The sequence below is a fragment of the Ruegeria sp. CF1 genome, assembly GCF_056537445.1.
In genome coordinates this window covers 277,635-294,457 of sequence record NZ_JBQFRN010000001.1, presented here as the reverse complement: position 1 = coordinate 294,457, position 16,823 = coordinate 277,635, and the positions used below count along the sequence as shown (strand labels likewise).

The window sequence follows — 16,823 nt, the reverse complement described above, 5'->3', positions numbered from 1 at the left end:
TCCGCCGGAGGCAAAAAAATCTCTGGCGCTCTCCCCGCAACCCGCGCGACGGTAAAGTCATGAGCGCCATCGACTCCCTCCCCCCGCTGCGCGAGGTTATCGCAACTCACCAGCTTTCGGCCCGCAAGTCGCTGGGCCAGAACTTCCTGCTCGACCTCAACTTGACCGCCAAGATCGCGCGGCAGGCGGGTGATCTGACTCAATGCGATGTCCTTGAAATCGGCCCAGGCCCCGGAGGTCTGACTCGCGGGCTTCTGTCCGAAGGCGCGCGCAAGGTTGTGGCCGTGGAAAAGGACACCCGCTGCATCGCCGCCCTGAACGACATCGCCATCGCCTATCCGGGCCAGCTGGAAGTGATCAACGGCGACGCGCTGGAAATCGAGCCGCTGGCCCATCTGACGCCTCCGATCCGGGTGGCCGCCAACCTGCCCTACAATGTCGGGACCGAGCTTCTGGTCCGCTGGCTCACCCCGCCCGAATGGCCGCCCTTCTGGCAGAGCCTGACCCTTATGTTTCAACGTGAAGTGGCCGAGCGGATCGTCGCCCAACCCGGCAGCAAGGCCTATGGCCGCCTCGCCATACTTGCCCAATGGCGGGCCGAAGCGCGCATTGCAATGTCCCTGCCACCCGGAGCCTTCACTCCACCGCCCAAGGTCTCAAGCGCCGTGGTTCACCTGACTGCCCTGCCCGAACCCCGCTATCCCGCTGACGCCGCAACCCTGTCGCGCGTGGTTGCCACAGCCTTCAATCAGCGCCGCAAAATGCTGCGGGCCTCACTGAAAGGGGCAGCGCCAGATATCGAGGACCGCCTGATCGCAGCCGGTATCAAACCCACCGACCGTGCCGAGCAGATCCCGCTCGAAGCCTTCTGCGCGCTCGCGCGCGAAATTCGCAAACCCTGAACGAAAAAACCCCAGGCCTTTGCCCGGGGTTTTCATTCAATTCATGATCAAAAAGCGCTTATTCAGCTGCCTCGGGTGCGTCGCCCTTGTCAGCGGGTGCATCCTCAGCCGCAGGGGTGGCAGCCTTTGGCTTCCGGGTGCGCGGGCGGCGCGGCTTTTCCTTACGCTCGGTCGCTTCGGGTTGCTCGGCATCCTTGCTTTCCGGCGTCTCGACCAGCCCTGTATCGGGCGCAGCCGCCTCATTCCCGAAATCCACAACGTCCGGCTGCGGAGCCTCGGCCGGATCGGCCTGACGGGCTGCTTCGCGTTCCTGACGCTCGGCGCGTTCACGATCACGCTCAGCCTGTCGTTCGCGGTTCTGGCGCTCTTGTTCTTCGCGGCGCGCTTCGATCTCGCGCTGCGCTTCGCTTAGCATGCGCAGATAGTGCTCGGCGTGTTGCTGAAAGTTCTCAGCCGCCACGCGGTCATTCGACAACTGGGCGTCGCGCGCCAATTGGTTGTATTTGTCAATGATCTGCTGCGGTGTGCCACGCACCTTGCCTTCGGGGCCCGAGCTGTCAAAAACCCGGTTTACGACGTTTCCGCCAGAAGGACGATTGCGGTTGTTCTTGGCCCGCGAGCGGGATTTGGAAGATCTCATCTTACTTTACGTCAGCCTTATCAATTCACTGTCGATCAACCCGTATCTAACGCTGCTCAGTGGCTTGTGCCGTTACGCGCTATCGACTTTTTGGGCTTGGCGTCAGGGGTGCGCTGAAACAGCGTCAACCTCGCCGACTAATCCTGAGTAAACATGTCCTGAGCGTTCAGACAAGGGGATTCTCGAAAATGTCGCAGCTTTTTTACATCAATCGGCATTTTTCGGCCTCAGTTTCGCTTAGAAGGCGGCATTCTGGCCCCCACAACACGATCACGCCCGTCCAGATCTGGGATCACCTTTACGCCGGTCAAACCAGCGGCATCAAAAAGGGCAGAAACATAAGCGCCCTGTGTCGGGCCAATTTCAACCAGGATACGCCCGCCGGGCATCAGATAATCCGGGGCCGACGCCGCAATACGGCGATAGGCATCCAAACCGTCGCCCTCATCCGTCAGCGCCATGCGCGGCTCATGTTCGCGCACTTCAGGGGAAAGCGCATGCATCTCGTCCGCTGAAATATAGGGCGGATTCGAAACAATCAGATCGAACTGACCCTCAATGTTTTCGAACCAGTCAGATTGCCGAATCTCGGCGCGCGCCTGTACCTTATGCTGAACCGCATTGGCGCTGGCCTGCAGACAGGCAGCTTCGCTGAGGTCGGCGCCGACGCCCGAGGCACTCGCCCGCTCGGCCAGCAAGGTGATCAGGATACAGCCCGAGCCCACACCCAAATCGAGTACATGGTCAAACGGCTCACTCAGCGCCGCCTCGATCAAAGCCTCGGTTTCGGGGCGTGGATCAAGCACATCGCGGCTGACCCGGAACCGGCGGCCATAGAATTCCCGCTCGCCCAACAGATGCGACACCGGCACACGGATGGCCCGCAGCGAAATTAGCTGGTCATAGCGTTCCGCAATATCGACAGGCAGTTCTTCGGGCGCGATCAGAGTCACCCGGCTGGCCTCGATCCGCGCCGCATGCGCCAGCAGCACCCGCGCATCCCGCGCTGGATCAGGCACACCGGCTGCGCGCAAACGTGCGGTTGCAGCGACCATGGCCTGCGCGGCTGTCAGCGCCGCAATCATTGCGCCATTTCGGCCAGAAGCCGAGCCTGATCATCTGCGGTCAGCGCGTCGATCACCTCATCAAGATCGCCCTGCATCACCTGATCCAGCTTATAAAGCGTCAGGTTGATGCGGTGATCCGTCATGCGGCCTTGCGGGAAGTTATACGTCCTAATCCGTTCCGACCGGTCACCTGAACCGACCTGACTGGCGCGATCCGCCGAGCGTTCGCTGTCGATCCGCTGCCGTTCAAGATCATAAAGGCGCGTTTTCAGCACCTGCATCGCTATCTCACGGTTTCGGTGCTGGGATTTCTCGGAACTGGTCACCACGATACCGCTGGGCAAGTGGGTAATCCGCACAGCAGAATCCGTCGTGTTCACGTGCTGCCCCCCAGCGCCCGAGCTGCGCATCGTGTCAATACGGATGTCATTGGCATCGATCTGAATGTCCACATCCTCGGCCTCTGGCAAAACCGCCACCGTCGCCGCCGAGGTATGAATGCGCCCACCGCTTTCGGTTTCGGGCACGCGTTGCACGCGATGCACGCCGGATTCGTACTTCATCCGCGCAAAGACATTGTCGCCCTTGATATGTGCCACCACCTCTTTGACCCCACCAAGATCAGACGCTTGTTCCTCGATGATCTCGAACTGCCAGCCCCGCGCTTCGGCATAGCGTTGATACATGCGCAACAGGTCTCCGGCGAACAGCGCGGCCTCATCCCCGCCGGTGCCGGGGCGAATTTCCAGCATTGCCGGGCGCGCATCAGCCGCATCTTTGGGCAACAGCGCCAGCTGCAAGGCATGCTCCGCCTCGGGGATACGCGCCTGCAGTTCTGGAATTTCCTCTTCGGCTAGCTCTTTCATGTCCGGGTCGGACAGCATTGCCTCGGCCTCGGCCAGATCTGAAACCAGCTGACGCCACGCCATGATCTGATCGACCACCGGCTTGAGGTCGGAATATTCCTTTGCCAAAACTGCAATATCCCCGCCCGAGGCACCATCCGCCATGGCCGCTTCGAGGTATTGGAATCGCTGAGTTATCTGTTCAAGGCGTTCTTCGGGGATCATCCGCGCGGTGTCTATCATCCAGAGGCTTTGGTCAAGGCCCTGCCTTGTGCTAGGCTTGGGCCATGAAGCGACTGATCTTAGCCCTGACACTCATTGCGACGCCCGGAATGGCCGATGTTGTTGGCCCCGGAGGCAAGGTGCAAGATTGCTATTGCACCGACAAATCCGGCACCCGCATCGAGTTGGGAGAGATGATATGCCTGCAGGTCGACGGCCGCATGTTCATGGCCCAATGCCAGATGTCGCTGAACGTGCCCATGTGGCGCGAGGTGCAAGAGGGCTGTTTGTCGTCAGGGTTGCAGCAAAGCAAGCCATTGGGTGACCCGGTCCCGATTAACGCCGAAATCTTTCCGGCCAAATCTTAATCTGGCATAGATACGCAGCGTATCACCGTCTTGCTGCACGGTGGTGTAGTCGGGAAACCCGAATACCTTGGTACGGGTGATATAGGTGATCATGCCCTCTTCTAGAGATCCGGCCAGAACACTGGTGCGTGGTGTTGCGCGCGCAATTTTATCGAGACGCGCCAGCCCATCAGGACCGGTTTCGACGACTCGAACGACACCACCCTTCAGGTCTCGTTCCGCGTCTTCAGGGGCCACATGCCAGCGCACAGGATCTGAAGGCGCAAGTCTGATATAGGCACCCATTGCAAGGCCCACCGCAATCAACAGCCACAGCACCATTTTCATCTGCCCATTCATTCCCGCTATGCCCTGCTTACTCGGTCAGAGGATGGCGTCGCACCCCTATCGTGACGTCACTCCGGGCAGAATGCACAGCATCTCGAACAGTAGATTGGCTGCGGTCAGTGCCGTATTGCCCGACGGATCATAGGGTGGAGATACTTCGACCAGATCGCAGCCCACCACGTTCATGCCCGCCAGCGCATGGATCAACTGCAGCGCCTGCGGAGTGGTCAGACCTGCGATCTCGGGCGTGCCTGTTCCGGGTGCATAGGCCGGATCGAGGCTGTCGATATCGTAGGTGATATAGACCGGGTGATCGTCAACAGTTTTACGGATCAAAGAGCCGATTTCGGTCAGGTTCTGTTGCCACAGCTCCCACGCCGGGTACTGACGGAACCCCCAACCCTGTGCCTCGGTAAAGTCGCTGGCGGCGTAACCCGAGCCTCGAATGCCGATCTGAAAGGTCTTGTCAGGGACAATCAGCCCTTCCTCATAGGCGCGCCGGAAGACAGTGCCGTGGGTTTCCATTTCACCGAACATCTCATCATTCACGTCAGCATGAGCGTCCACGTGCACCAGAGCCACAGGCCCGTGCTTGGCTGCCATCGCCCGCAGGATCGGCAAAGTGATCGAGTGATCCCCACCTATCGCCACTGGTACAACACCTTGCGCCAAAATGCCGTCATAGCTTTCCTTGATGATCCTAAGACTATCGGCGAGCGAGAAAGTGTTGATCGCCAGATCGCCGATATCTGCGATCTGCAAATGGTCGAACGGTGCCGCGCCATTGGACATGTTATAGGGCCGGATCATCGCACTTTCACTGCGAATCTGCTTGGGTCCGAACCGTGTGCCCGACCGCCACGAAGTGCCGATATCCATCGGAACCCCGAGGATCGCCACATCCAGCCCGTCCAGCGACGACGCCTGTGGCAACCGCATAAACGTGTTCGGCCCCGAAAACCGTGCCAGATCATTGCCGCCAATCGGTTGGTTGTATTGGGTCATGTGATGTCTCCGATCCGGTGCCTTAACCAAGCAGATACCGGGATTATGCCTAACCAAAGGTTAAGGCTTCACCAGCTTGTTCCACCCCAAAAGGCAAATGATCTGTGTTGCCACATGAGCCCCCGCAATCGCCGTCGCACCAGAGGTATCGTATGGCGGAGATACCTCAACCACATCGCCGCCCTTGATGTTGATCCCGGCAATGTCGCGCAGGATGATTTGCGCCTGGATGGAGCTCAGCCCACCCCAGACCGGCGTACCAGTACCGGGCGCAAAAGCAGGGTCCAGACCGTCGATGTCGAAGCTCAGGTACACGGGGCTGTCGCCCAGAATACCCCTGATCTTCTGCGCCACCGCGGCTGGGCCGGATTCGTAAACCTCGCGCGCGTCGATGATGTTGACGCCCAACGTGTCTTCGTTGGTGGTGCGAATGCCCACCTGAACCGAGCGTTTCGGATCAACCAACCCCGATTTTACCGCCTTGTAGAACATCGTTCCGTGGTCCACGCGGGACATGTCGTCATCTGCCCAGGTGTCGGTATGCGCATCGAATTGCAGCAGTGACATTGGCCCATATTTCTCGGCATAGGCCTTAAGGATCGGGAAGCTGATATAGTGATCCCCTCCCAGCGTGACCGAAGCCACATCCGCCGCCAAAATGGTACGGATATGATCGGTCAGCGTGTCGGGAAAGGCCGGGATATTGGCATAGTCATAGGCCATATCTCCATAATCCACGATCGCCAACTCGCTGAGCGCGTCAAAGGGCCAGCCATAGGGTGCATCCGGGGATTGCAACGCGCTCGCCTCACGGATTGCGCGCGGCCCCAGACGGGTTCCGGGGCGATTTGTCACCGCCTGATCGAAAGGCACGCCGGTTACCGCGATATCCGCACCCGTCAGGTCTTTGGTATAAAGCCGCCGCAGGAATGAAGTCGCGCCGCCAAAGGTGTTTTCATAGGACAGCCCCTTAAGATCGGGGTTGGTGAATGCCTCATCCACCTGGTTCTTTGCATCTTCCAGTGCCATGTCTTTTCCCTGTCAGCCCAACGGCTGTGCCTTTTCGACGATCCGTGCGAAGAAGGACGCTCCGATCGGCGCGACGTCGTCATTGAAGTTGTATTTCGGATGGTGCAGCCCCGCGCCATCTCCTTGCCCCATGAACAAGTAAGCACCAGGTCGGGCCTGCAGCATGTAGGAAAAATCTTCTGCCCCCATCTCACGCCCAGCATCATCTTTCACGCGTTCCGTGCCGGATACATCCCGCGCCACTTCAGCCGCGAATGCCGCCTTGTCGGCGTCATTGATGGTGGCAGGATAACCCTCCTGATAGTCCAGCTTGGCCTCAACACCGTACGAGGCCGCCTGCCCTGCCACGATCTGCGCCATTCTCTCTTTGACCATCCTTTGCACGGCCGGATCAAAGGTGCGAACGGTGCCGTTCAGATAAGCGGTGTCAGGGATCACGTTATTCACTGTTCCGGTGTGTATCTGCGTCACCGACACCACCAGATCGTCCAGCGCATAGTGGTTGCGGCTGACGATGGTTTGGATCGCCTGCGCCATTCCGCAAGCCGCCATCACCGGGTCGCGCGTCTCATGCGGCATGGCCCCGTGGCCGCCCACGCCCTGAATATGGATCTCAAACGTATCTACTGCGGCCATCAGCGGCCCCGGCGTGGTTTCGAACAGCCCCTCGGGCCGACCCGGAGTGTTATGGATGCCGTAAACCTCAGAGATATTGAACCGATCCATGATGCCTTCTTCAACCATCACGCCCGCGCCGCCGCCCTCTTCCTCGGCAGGCTGAAAGATCAGCGCAACGCGGCCCGCGAAATTCCGCGTTTCGGCCAGATAGCGCGCAGCACCCAGCAGCATGGTTGTGTGCCCGTCATGACCGCAGGCATGCATCTTACCGGGGTTCTTCGAGGCGTAATCCACGCCCGTTTCCTCGGTAATCGGCAATGCATCCATGTCAGCGCGCAGACCAATAGTCGGTCCCTCGCCCTGCCCGTTGATGATCGCGACCATGCCGGTTTTGGCGATTCCCTCATGCAGTTCATCCACCCCAAACTCGCGCAGACGCTCGGCCACAAAGGCGGCGGTCTCATAGCATTCGAACTCCAATTCGGGGATGGTGTGAAGGTGCTGGCGCCACTTGGTCATATCAGCGGCGTAATCGGCAATTCGGTTGACGACGGGCATCTGGGGTGGACTCCTGATCCTGACTGCGGGATGGATGCATCTGACACCGGAACGAAAGGGTTCGCAATGGCCGAAAATCCTCTGATCCACAACACGGACGCAGGTATCGAGCGTTTGCTGGAAATCATGCGCCGCCTGCGCGACCCTCAATCCGGTTGCCCGTGGGATATCGAACAGGATTTTTCGACCATCGCGCCCTATACGATCGAAGAAGCCTATGAAGTCGCCGATGCCATCGAACGCGAGGCTTATGACGAATTGAAGGGAGAGCTGGGCGACCTGCTGTTCCAATCCGTCTTCCACGCGCAAATGGCTGAAGAGGCTGGGCATTTTACCTTTCAGGACGTGGTGCGCACCATGTCGGACAAGATGGTTACCCGTCACCCACATGTTTTCGGTGATGAGTCCCGAGACAAGTCGGCGGATCAACAGACAAAGGACTGGGAAACCATCAAAGCCGCCGAACGTGCGGGCAAAGAACAAAAAGGTGCACTAGACGGTGTCGCCGCGAACCTGCCCGCCCTGCTACGCGCACATAAGCTGCAGAAACGTGCCGCGCGCGTAGGGTTCGACTGGCCCGACGCCAGCCATGTGCTGGCCAAAATCACCGAGGAAGCCGCTGAGCTGGAAGAGGCGCGCGACAGCATGGATGCCGACGCGCTCGAGGATGAATTCGGCGATCTGCTGTTCGTGATTGTCAACCTCGGCCGCCACCTAGGCATCGAACCCGAGGCCGCCTTGCGCCGCACAAACGCCAAGTTTACTCGCCGTTTTGAGAAGGTCGAAGCCCGGCTGGCCGAACGCGGAAAAACGCCCACCCAAAGTGATCTGGCCGAAATGGACGCGCTGTGGGACGAGGTGAAAATCGAGGAACACCGCGCCAACGGCAAACTCCCGCCGGTGGATGCCGCACGCGAGGCCTGAAACCGCTGGACAAGCCCCGCGACACTTGCGAGTGTCCGCCCTTCACGGCCCCGGAGACCACAATGCCCCGCAAGATCATAATCGACACCGATCCCGGACAGGACGACGCCGTTGCTATCCTGCTGGCGCTTGCCAGCCCCGAAGAGATCGAGGTTCTGGGTATCACAGCCGTCGCTGGAAACGTGCCTTTGGAGCTGACCGCCAAAAACGCCCGCATCGTGTGCGAGTTGGCAGGTCACACCGATATCCCCGTCTACGCCGGATGCGATCGCCCCCTGAAACGCCCGCTCGTCACCGCCGAGCATGTGCATGGCAAAACAGGGCTCGACGGCCCTGTTTTGCCAGATCCTGAAATGCCTCTGGCCGAAGGTCACGCGGTCGATTTTATCATCGATACCCTACGCGCGCATGAGCCCGGCACAGTGACGCTCTGCCCTCTGGGGCCGCTGACGAACATCGCCACAGCGTTCCAGAAAGCGCCCGACATCATCAACCGGGTGCAGGAAATCGTGCTGATGGGTGGTGCGTATTTTGAGGTTGGAAACATCACACCAGCAGCTGAATTCAACATTTATGTCGACCCGGAAGCCGCTGATATTGTGTTTAAATCCGGCATTCATGTCGTCGTAATGCCATTGGATGTCACCCACGACGCGCTGGTCACGCCCCATCGCAACGATGCATTCCGGGCATTGGACAGCAAGGTTGGTCATGCGGTCGCAGAAATGACCGATTTCTTCGAACGTTTCGACAAGGAAAAATACGGATCGGAGGGCGCACCGCTGCACGACCCCTGCGTCACCGCCTATCTGATCCGACCCGAGTTGTTCTCGGGCCGCCACATCAATGTTGAGATCGAAACCCAATCAGAATTGACGTTGGGCATGACAGTGGCCGACTGGTGGCGGGTCACTGATCGCGCACCAAACGCCATGTTCATGGGTGACGTGGATGCCCAAGGTTTCTTCGACCTGCTCACAGAAAGACTTGCCCGCCTATGACCGCCGCACTCCGCCTTGCCCGCCCCGACGATCTGGACCGACTGATGGCGCTGGTCGCAGCGTTTCACTCGGAATCCGGCATCGCGCAGGATGACGAGAAACGTCGCAACGCGCTGGCCCCTCTGCTGGATGGAATACCCCATGGGTGCATATATCTGATCGGTCCGGGCCGCGCGCCGCTGGGCTATGTCATCCTCACCTTCGGCTGGTCGGTCGAGTTTGGTGGCATGGATGCCTTTGTAGATGAGATTTACATCCGCCCCGCCGTCCGCGGACGCGGTATCGCCACCGAAGTGCTGCATGATCTCCCCAAGGCGCTGGCCGAGGCCGGTCTGACCGCCCTGCATCTTGAGGTCGACCGGACCAACGAAACCGCGCAGAAACTATATCTGCGGTCAGGTTTTAAACCGCGCGATCGCTACATGCTGATGAGCAAATCGCTTTAGCGCGATTCCCCCCGGAAGATTACCGCCGGATTTGCCATTTCCTGCACCGGATCATCCTGCGAAACCTGCATCCCTGTGATCGGATAGGTCCCAGGCTCTGAACATGCGGCCAGCATCCCCGCGCAAAGCATTGAAATTACGAGAAAGACCTTTGAAGCAGACATATCGTCCCCCTTTCTGCAATGCTTGCAGACTATCGGGAGTCACAGCGCCGCAATAGGAACAAGTTCACACATAACGACATTTATGTTTGTTTAGCTTAACGATCAGCGGCAGTTCTTATTGAACGTCTGCTCCATGGTCTTGAACTGCCGGGGCACGCGTTTGGGTTTGGGCAGCGCATTCAACTGTTCAGTTATGTTCTCACCTGTGTACCAGGACTCGAACAATAATTCTTTGATGTCATCGTCCAAAACCGTGTTGGCGACGTTATAGGTGCACAGGCATTCCTCCATCGTGACCTGCCCGCTGGGATCGCCTTCCACCATTTTCTGGCACACTGCCTGAGGCGGACGATCAGCCCCTGCAAGCTGAGGCAGGATCAATAGCGCCCCAGCGCCAACGATGCGTTTGAATGTTGTCATAAATCGCCCTCTCCCATGTTGGCCTTCGATGCCCAGCTTAGACGGATCGGTAATGACTCAAAGAAAAAAATGGCCCCGGCGTTCTACCGGGGCCTGATCTGGTTTTACCAAGTACGCCAAACTCAGCGCTTCAGGATCGACGCGCCGGCGTATTCTGCGACCTCACCCAGCGATTCCTCGATGCGGATCAGCTGGTTGTATTTGGCCAACCGGTCCGACCGCGCCAACGAGCCGGTTTTGATCTGCCCGCAGTTGGTCGCCACAGCCAAATCGGCAATGGTGGCATCTTCGGTCTCGCCCGAGCGATGCGACATCACGTTGGTATACCGTGCACGGTGGGCCATATCGACGGCGCGCAGGGTTTCAGTCAGTGATCCAATCTGGTTCACCTTAACCAGCATCGAGTTGGCACAGCCACGATCGATTCCCTCGGCCAGACGCTCTGGGTTGGTTACGAACAGGTCGTCGCCGACCAGTTGTACTTCGTTGCCGATGGCATCAGTCAGCGCTTTCCAGCCATCCCAATCGTCCTCGGACATACCGTCTTCGATCGAGATAATTGGGTAATCTTTGACCAAGGTCGCCAGATACTCAGCGTTTTCCTCTGAGGTCAGCGAGATGTTTTCACCCGACAGAACATATTTTCCGTCGCGGTAGTATTCCGTGGCGGCGCAGTCCAGCGCCAGATGGATCTCCTCGCCGGGTTTGTAGCCCGCTTTTTCGACCGCCTGCAGGATGAAATCCAGTGCCTCACGGGTCGAAGCGATGTTAGGGGCAAAACCACCTTCGTCCCCCACTCCGGTGGCCAGTCCGGCAGCCGACAGTTCGCGCTTGAGCGTATGGAACACCTCCGACCCCATGCGCACGGCTTCGCGGATATTCGCGGCCGAGGTCGGCATGATCATGAATTCCTGAATGTCGATCGGATTATCGGCGTGCTCACCCCCGTTGATGATGTTCATCATCGGAACCGGAAGAACGCGCGCCGAAGTACCGCCAACATAGCGATACAGAGGCTGCGTGGTGAAATCCGCCGCCGCCTTGGCCGTCGCCAGCGAGACACCCAGGATAGCGTTCGCGCCCAGACGGCCCTTGTTCTCGGTCCCGTCGAGTTCGATCATCGCCTGATCGATGGCCACCTGCTCGGTCGCGTCAAAGCCCACCAGTTCTTCGGCGATCTCACCGTTAACGGCAGCAACCGCTTCCAGCACGCCCTTGCCCATGTAACGAGATTTGTCACCATCGCGCTTTTCCACCGCCTCGTAGGCGCCGGTCGACGCCCCTGAAGGCACAGCGGCGCGGCCCATGGTGCCGTCTTCCAGAATCACGTCCACTTCGACCGTCGGGTTGCCCCGGCTGTCCAGTATTTCGCGTGCGTGGATGTCGATGATCGTGCTCATGATACGGGTCCCAATGATGCCAACGGTTGCATGCCTCATACCAGCACGCGGCGAAAAGTAAACCGTTTCCGTTATCGCTAACACTTATATTTTTCAGCCTTTAGGGCTAACAGTTTGCTGTTTGCGCCAACAGGTCGCGGGCGCTTAGGCCACTGCCAATGCCCGCGCCAGCTGGCGTTCTCGAATGAAAGTATACAGACCTGATCCGATAATCAGACCGGCACCGGCCAACGTCATGCTGTCGGGGCGTTCGCCAAACATCAGCATCCCGGCCGTGATCGAGAACACCAACCGAGTATACCGAAATGGCGTCAGCGCTGAAGCTTCGCCAATCCGCATAGCGGTTACGATACCGTAATAGCCCAATACGCCGAACCCAATGGCACCCAGATAAGGCCCGATCTGCGCAGCTTGCAGCGGCACAACGGGCTGTGCTGTGAACACCATAAGGGCCGCGCCAGCCAGCGCCACTCCGATATAGGCCTGCAATGCGACGACCGACGAGGCCACGCGAACATCCAACCTGCGTGTGATCAGATCACGTGCCGCGATCGCAACGACCGATACCAAAACAAACAATGATTCCGGCTGGAATCCCTCGAACCCGGGGCGGATGATCATCAAGACGCCGACAAAGCCGATCCCGATGGCGCTCCAACGGCGCCAACCGACCTGCTCACCCAGAAACAGTGCTGCCCCCATCGTGACGAATAGTGGCATCGCCTGAAAAACCGCCGCCACAGTCGACAGATCAACAAGTGACAGCGCGGTCACGAAGCTGAGTGCACCAAAGGCTTCGGTCCCGGCACGGATCAGCGGCAAAGGTTGCCACGCGACCGGGTCGAAGATGCGTTTGCGTGTTGCCATAGACATAAGCGTGAACACAGCCCCGCAGATCAGACCCAATGCGATCATGATCTGCCCGGTCGACACACTGACCGAGAGATGCTTGATGAACATGTCCTCAAGCGCGAAGGCCGCCATCGAGCCGATGATCAGCAAAATGCCGTTTACGTTGTTCATGCGCGTTTCCATTGGAACAGGCCGCTGACAGGCGGACCTTCCCGGCAGCAAAACCGCAACCTTTGCGACGTCGCAAGCAGTATTACGACATGTTCGATGAAATCGCGTTCACCGACCGATCGATTTTCGTGATGTGTCAGTCTTTTTCTAACGGTACGCCGTACAATTCAAGGCGATGGCCTTTCAGCCTGTAGCCAAGCTTGGCCGCAATCTTTTCTTGCAGCGCTTCTATCTCAGGGTCGACAAACTCGATCACCTCGCCTGACTGCATGTCGATCAGGTGGTCGTGGTGATCACGCTCTGCATCTTCGTATCGCGCGCGCCCGTCGCCGAACTCCAGCCGCTCAAGTATCCCGGCCTCTTCGAACAACTTCACGGTACGATAGACTGTCGCGATCGAAATTCCCGCATCTTCGGCTGAAGCACGGGCATAAAGCTCTTCTACATCCGGGTGATCTTCGCTTTGCTGCAAGACCTGTGCAATGGTCCGCCGCTGGCCGGTCATGCGCAGGCCCTTGGCTTCGCAACGGGCGATAATCGTGTCGGACATGGTGACCCCCGGGACTGTTCGGTGTTCTGTCTTAATATGTCTACGCGCCCTGCGCCACAGACGATTTTGCGGTCAGGCGATGCGCCGCAGATCGGCCCAGACCGGCAAATGATCCGAGGCGATATGCGCAGGCCGCGCATCATGCACCCCGTGCAGTGCAGCCTCAAGCCCCTGACCCACCGCGATTCTGTCCAGCGCCCCCAATGGCTGCGCGGCCGGGAAGCTTGGAACCGGAGGAAGAAACCGCATGTCCGGGGCCAAATGATCAAGAACCGGCTGGCGTGACCATTCGTTGAAATCCCCGGCCCAGACGGTGGGCATGTGTTCCAGATCAGAATCACATCGACGGATATGACTGATCTGTTGGCGTCGCGACGCCGGCAAAAGCCCAAGATGCATCCCCATCACCCGCAAAGGCCCGATCTGCGTATCAAACTCGACCCGCACGGCGCCGCGGGGCTCCAGACCCGGCAAATCATGATGACCTGCCTGACGCACCTGAATGGCGTCCCCACGCCAGATCACCGCGTTGCCATGCCAACCAAGACTACCGGCACCGCCCAGGTCCACGATCTGCCACCCGGCCTCATCCAACATGAAATGTGGCAAAGCGGCAGGACGGGGCGGCAATCGTTTGTCCGCCTCCTGCAGAACAACGATATCGGCCTGCATGCTTTCGATGACCTGCAATATCCGCTGCGGCTGCCGCCGGAAATCGAGTCCCACGCATTTCTGAATGTTGTAACTGGCAAGGCGCAAGGTCGAGCGGTAGGTCATCGGCACACTTAAACTGATTTAACCCAAGATCGCCAACTGGTCGGACAAGTGCAAGCCGAACTCAGCGCTGAATGGCAACGCGCCGCTTGCTCCGCTAACATTTGTGCAAAACGGCCTTGAGCCCGCGCAGCCCCTCGGCCACCTTCACGATCATGTTCATAAGGTTTGTCCATCCGATCAAGATAGAAGATATGGACGCGCGTCAGGGGTTCTTCTGCGCGGCCTACCACCTGCGCGACACTGCCGCGCTGGATAAATACACATTCGATCGAATTGAGGCGCTACTGGCTTGGTTCCGGGAAAACCTTGAAATCCCCTATCGTTTCAACAGGACAAAATCTAAAGGCGCCTTTCAGCGCAATACCAAAGGCCTCAGCTGGTTCAAACCCGAAGCCAATGAGGTTTTGGGCAAGTCGTATGAGATGGTCGCACTGCTCAAAGAAAACGGATACCAGATCGATACTCTGCGATCAGACCGGATCGGCTACATTGTCTATGAAGATGCGTGTCAGGTGATCGCCGAGCCCTTTGCAGACACGCCCCGATAGCCTCGAAACCTGAAACTTCAAAAGTTTCAGGCTCAGTTTCTTCATAAGAAACCATCTCTTTGTTACGTACCGCAGAATGTCGCGTGTACGACCTCGTTCTTCGCCGGAGGGCGCATCAGGTCAGCTGATTCTGGTTGATCCTCATACGGCCGTGACAGCACTTCATTCAGTCGATTGAACGGTGCGTAATCGCCCTGCACCGCAGCCTGAATCATCTGCTCCACCCGATGATTGCGTGGAATGAAGGCCGGATTGGCCGCAGCCATCACGTCCGAAGGCGCATCCTCACGCGCCAAGCGTTCCTGCCACCCCTTTGCCCATTCGTCAAAAGCCGCCGGGTCGGCAAACTGGTCTCGCGCGCGGTCGCTGCCCAGCGCGCGGAACGTGTTTGTGAAATCCGCCTGATTCTGCGCCATCCGCGTCAACAGGTCCGAGATCATTTCAAGATCCCTCTCCTCTGCCCGAACCAATCCGATCTTGGCCCTGAAACGTTCCAGCCAATGTGCCTGCATCAACGCAGGCATGGCATGGACAATTTCGGTGGCCTCTTCGACAGCTGCGTCCTTGTCCTCAAACTGCTGAATTAGGGCCGTTGCCAGCTGCGCCAGATTCCAAACCGCAATCTCAGGCTGGTTCGAGTAGGCATACCGCCCCATCCGGTCGATCGAGCTATAGACTGTATTCGGGTGATAGCTGTCCATGAACGCACATGGGCCATAGTCGATCGTCTCACCGGCGATCGAGCTGTTGTCAGTATTCATGACCCCGTGAATGAAACCCACGCTCATCCATCGGGCGATCAACCCGGCCTGCGCATCCCGAACCGCGCGCAACAAACCCATAGCCCCGTCCGCCTCAGGATAGTGGCGCTGAATGGCATATTCAGTCAGCCGTTGCAGGCTCTCTATCTGCCCTCGCGCTGCAAACACCTGAAACGTACCCACCCGCAAATGGCTTTGCGCCACACGTGTCAATACCGCCCCGGGCATCGGACCCTCGCGCAGCACGATCTCTCCGGTTTCAACCGCTGCCAAGGCGCGCGTGGTGGGAACGCCCAGCGCATGCATCGCCTCGGAAACCACATATTCGCGCAAAACCGGCCCCAGCCAGGCACGTCCATCTCCCTGGCGCGAGAAAGGTGTCTGCCCTGAGCCCTTCAATTGAATATCCCGCCGAATCCCGTCGACTCCGACCGTCTCACCTAACAAAACCGCGCGCCCATCTCCTAGCTGAGGGTTATAGGTGCCAAACTGATGCCCGGAATATAACTGCGCCAGCGGCTCGGCCCCCTCGGGCACAGTATTGCCCGCAAAAGCCTGCGCCATCTCTTCAACGTCGCCCGGCGCAATCCGCAACAGTCGCGCCAGATCACTGTTGAAGGCAACAAGCTTTGGTGCACGCACAGGCACGGGCCCCTGCCGCGCAAAGAAGGTGTCCGGCAGGCGAACATAGCTGTTGTCAAACGGGATCATCAAAGTCATGCGGCAAACATATGCTCTGCATACACAATTGCCATAGCAGATCGTGCGCGTGCGTGCATAATCCCACAAACAGACCCGAGGCTCCCATGACCGCGCAAGACATCATCCAACACCTGAACCTGCAGCAGCACCCCGAAGGCGGCTGGTTCAAAGAGACCTGGCGCGCCGACAATCCCGGCCGTGCCACCGGCACTTGCATCTACTTCCTACTGGCAGAGGGTGAGCGCAGCCACTGGCACAAGGTAGATGCGACCGAGATCTGGCTCTACCATTCCGGCGCTCCGCTGATCCTCTCGCTCAGCGCCTCCGATACAGGCCCTGCCAAAGACCACATCCTGACACCTGATCTGACCCAAGGCGCACCGCAGCTTATTGTACCCAAGGGCCATTGGCAGGCGGCGCGCAGCAGTGGAGACTACACGCTGGTCAGTTGCACTGTTTCACCGGGATTTGAATTTGACGGGTTTGAACTCGCGCCACCCGGCTTTGATATTCCAAGAGTGTAATT

At 58.7% G+C, this 16,823-nt stretch carries 21 protein-coding genes; 7 read left to right on the top strand and 14 right to left on the bottom strand.

Annotation, left to right across the window (positions count from 1 at the left end; genetic code table 11):
• Positions 1 to 59: 59 nt before the first annotated feature.
• A complete protein-coding gene (gene rsmA, locus ACRZ96_RS01490; RefSeq protein ID WP_480814168.1) occupies positions 60 to 902 on the top strand; it encodes a 16S rRNA (adenine(1518)-N(6)/adenine(1519)-N(6))-dimethyltransferase RsmA in 843 nt (280 codons plus the stop codon).
• A gap of 58 nt (positions 903 to 960) precedes the next feature.
• Here rsmA and ACRZ96_RS01485 read toward each other — a convergent pair whose 3' ends face one another.
• From ACRZ96_RS01485 to prfA, 3 genes are all read right to left on the bottom strand, one after another.
• A complete protein-coding gene (locus ACRZ96_RS01485; RefSeq protein ID WP_170396747.1) occupies positions 961 to 1,542 on the bottom strand; it encodes a DUF4167 domain-containing protein in 582 nt (193 codons plus the stop codon).
• Positions 1,543 to 1,769: 227 nt separating this feature from the next.
• Positions 1,770 to 2,627, bottom strand: coding sequence for a peptide chain release factor N(5)-glutamine methyltransferase (prmC, locus tag ACRZ96_RS01480; RefSeq protein ID WP_480705012.1), 858 nt, complete (start codon positions 2,625 to 2,627; stop codon positions 1,770 to 1,772).
• The gene (prfA, locus tag ACRZ96_RS01475) at positions 2,624 to 3,679 is read right to left on the bottom strand and encodes a peptide chain release factor 1 (RefSeq protein WP_170646597.1); all 1,056 of its coding nucleotides are present in this window, start codon (positions 3,677 to 3,679) and stop codon (positions 2,624 to 2,626) included. Before prfA ends, prmC begins: the two co-directional genes overlap by 4 nt.
• Positions 3,680 to 3,741: 62 nt before the next feature.
• On the opposite strand from prfA, the gene ACRZ96_RS01470 reads away from it, so the two are divergent.
• Positions 3,742 to 4,044 (top strand): hypothetical protein, encoded by a 303-nt coding sequence (locus ACRZ96_RS01470; RefSeq protein WP_170406248.1) that lies wholly within the window; start codon positions 3,742 to 3,744, stop codon positions 4,042 to 4,044.
• Here the strand turns inward: ACRZ96_RS01470 and ACRZ96_RS01465 are convergent.
• Genes ACRZ96_RS01465 through ACRZ96_RS01450 form a run of 4 tightly spaced genes read right to left on the bottom strand, consistent with a single transcriptional unit; the run spans position 3,970 to position 7,581 of the window.
• The gene (locus ACRZ96_RS01465) at positions 3,970 to 4,383 is read right to left on the bottom strand and encodes a DUF1499 domain-containing protein (protein WP_480438606.1); all 414 of its coding nucleotides are present in this window, start codon (positions 4,381 to 4,383) and stop codon (positions 3,970 to 3,972) included. The two genes, ACRZ96_RS01470 and ACRZ96_RS01465, sit on opposite strands and share 75 nt — an antisense overlap.
• A gap of 45 nt (positions 4,384 to 4,428) precedes the next feature.
• Complete coding sequence (gene speB, locus ACRZ96_RS01460; protein WP_480705014.1) at positions 4,429 to 5,376, bottom strand: agmatinase; 948 nt, start codon at positions 5,374 to 5,376, stop codon at positions 4,429 to 4,431.
• A 60-nt stretch (positions 5,377 to 5,436) separates the two neighbouring features.
• The gene (gene speB, locus ACRZ96_RS01455; RefSeq protein ID WP_170509509.1) at positions 5,437 to 6,405 is read right to left on the bottom strand and encodes an agmatinase; all 969 of its coding nucleotides are present in this window, start codon (positions 6,403 to 6,405) and stop codon (positions 5,437 to 5,439) included.
• 12 nt (positions 6,406 to 6,417) lie between these two features.
• A complete protein-coding gene (locus ACRZ96_RS01450) occupies positions 6,418 to 7,581 on the bottom strand; it encodes a M20 aminoacylase family protein (RefSeq protein ID WP_480705016.1) in 1,164 nt (387 codons plus the stop codon).
• Between the two features lie 66 nt (positions 7,582 to 7,647).
• Here ACRZ96_RS01450 and mazG point away from each other — a divergent pair, with 66 nt between their 5' ends.
• The 3 genes from mazG to ACRZ96_RS01435 all read left to right on the top strand — a co-directional run bounded on the left by mazG (position 7,648) and on the right by ACRZ96_RS01435 (position 9,952).
• Positions 7,648 to 8,505 carry a nucleoside triphosphate pyrophosphohydrolase gene (gene mazG, locus ACRZ96_RS01445; protein WP_480771491.1) on the top strand — a complete coding sequence of 286 codons (858 nt, stop codon included), beginning with the start codon at positions 7,648 to 7,650 and terminating at the stop codon, positions 8,503 to 8,505.
• Positions 8,506 to 8,567: 62 nt separating this feature from the next.
• On the top strand, positions 8,568 to 9,506 hold the full coding sequence (locus ACRZ96_RS01440) for a nucleoside hydrolase (protein WP_480814167.1): 939 nt from the start codon (positions 8,568 to 8,570) through the stop codon (positions 9,504 to 9,506).
• The gene (locus ACRZ96_RS01435; RefSeq protein WP_170422057.1) at positions 9,503 to 9,952 is read left to right on the top strand and encodes a GNAT family N-acetyltransferase; all 450 of its coding nucleotides are present in this window, start codon (positions 9,503 to 9,505) and stop codon (positions 9,950 to 9,952) included. The genes ACRZ96_RS01440 and ACRZ96_RS01435 overlap by 4 nt, the downstream gene beginning before the upstream one ends.
• Here ACRZ96_RS01435 and ACRZ96_RS01430 read toward each other — a convergent pair.
• The 6 genes from ACRZ96_RS01430 to ACRZ96_RS01405 all read right to left on the bottom strand — a co-directional run bounded on the left by ACRZ96_RS01430 (position 9,949) and on the right by ACRZ96_RS01405 (position 14,286).
• On the bottom strand, positions 9,949 to 10,116 hold the full coding sequence (locus ACRZ96_RS01430) for a hypothetical protein (RefSeq protein WP_170396730.1): 168 nt from the start codon (positions 10,114 to 10,116) through the stop codon (positions 9,949 to 9,951). The two genes, ACRZ96_RS01435 and ACRZ96_RS01430, sit on opposite strands and share 4 nt — an antisense overlap.
• Positions 10,117 to 10,218: 102 nt before the next feature.
• Positions 10,219 to 10,536, bottom strand: a complete 318-nt coding sequence (locus ACRZ96_RS01425) for a hypothetical protein (protein WP_170422059.1) — start codon at positions 10,534 to 10,536, stop codon at positions 10,219 to 10,221.
• 122 nt (positions 10,537 to 10,658) lie between these two features.
• Entirely contained in the window at positions 10,659 to 11,936 is a 1,278-nt protein-coding gene (gene eno, locus ACRZ96_RS01420; RefSeq protein ID WP_170406273.1) for a phosphopyruvate hydratase, read from the bottom strand.
• A gap of 144 nt (positions 11,937 to 12,080) precedes the next feature.
• Positions 12,081 to 12,959: a DMT family transporter gene (locus ACRZ96_RS01415; protein ID WP_170422062.1), complete on the bottom strand. Its 879-nt coding sequence runs from the start codon at positions 12,957 to 12,959 to the stop codon at positions 12,081 to 12,083.
• 136 nt (positions 12,960 to 13,095) lie between these two features.
• Positions 13,096 to 13,509: a Fur family transcriptional regulator gene (locus ACRZ96_RS01410; protein ID WP_170396723.1), complete on the bottom strand. Its 414-nt coding sequence runs from the start codon at positions 13,507 to 13,509 to the stop codon at positions 13,096 to 13,098.
• A 72-nt stretch (positions 13,510 to 13,581) separates the two neighbouring features.
• The gene (locus tag ACRZ96_RS01405) at positions 13,582 to 14,286 is read right to left on the bottom strand and encodes an endonuclease/exonuclease/phosphatase family protein (protein WP_170396721.1); all 705 of its coding nucleotides are present in this window, start codon (positions 14,284 to 14,286) and stop codon (positions 13,582 to 13,584) included.
• 152 nt (positions 14,287 to 14,438) lie between these two features.
• Between ACRZ96_RS01405 and ACRZ96_RS01400 the strand changes: the two genes are divergently transcribed.
• Positions 14,439 to 14,834, top strand: a complete 396-nt coding sequence (locus ACRZ96_RS01400) for a hypothetical protein (protein ID WP_170636232.1) — start codon at positions 14,439 to 14,441, stop codon at positions 14,832 to 14,834.
• A 62-nt stretch (positions 14,835 to 14,896) separates the two neighbouring features.
• On the opposite strand, the gene ACRZ96_RS01395 is transcribed toward ACRZ96_RS01400, so the two are convergent.
• On the bottom strand, positions 14,897 to 16,315 hold the full coding sequence (locus tag ACRZ96_RS01395; RefSeq protein WP_480771494.1) for a protein adenylyltransferase SelO: 1,419 nt from the start codon (positions 16,313 to 16,315) through the stop codon (positions 14,897 to 14,899).
• An 86-nt stretch (positions 16,316 to 16,401) separates the two neighbouring features.
• Between ACRZ96_RS01395 and ACRZ96_RS01390 the strand changes: the two genes are divergently transcribed.
• Positions 16,402 to 16,821 (top strand): cupin domain-containing protein, encoded by a 420-nt coding sequence (locus tag ACRZ96_RS01390; RefSeq protein WP_480771495.1) that lies wholly within the window; start codon positions 16,402 to 16,404, stop codon positions 16,819 to 16,821.
• The last annotated feature ends 2 nt before the right edge of the window (positions 16,822 to 16,823 follow it).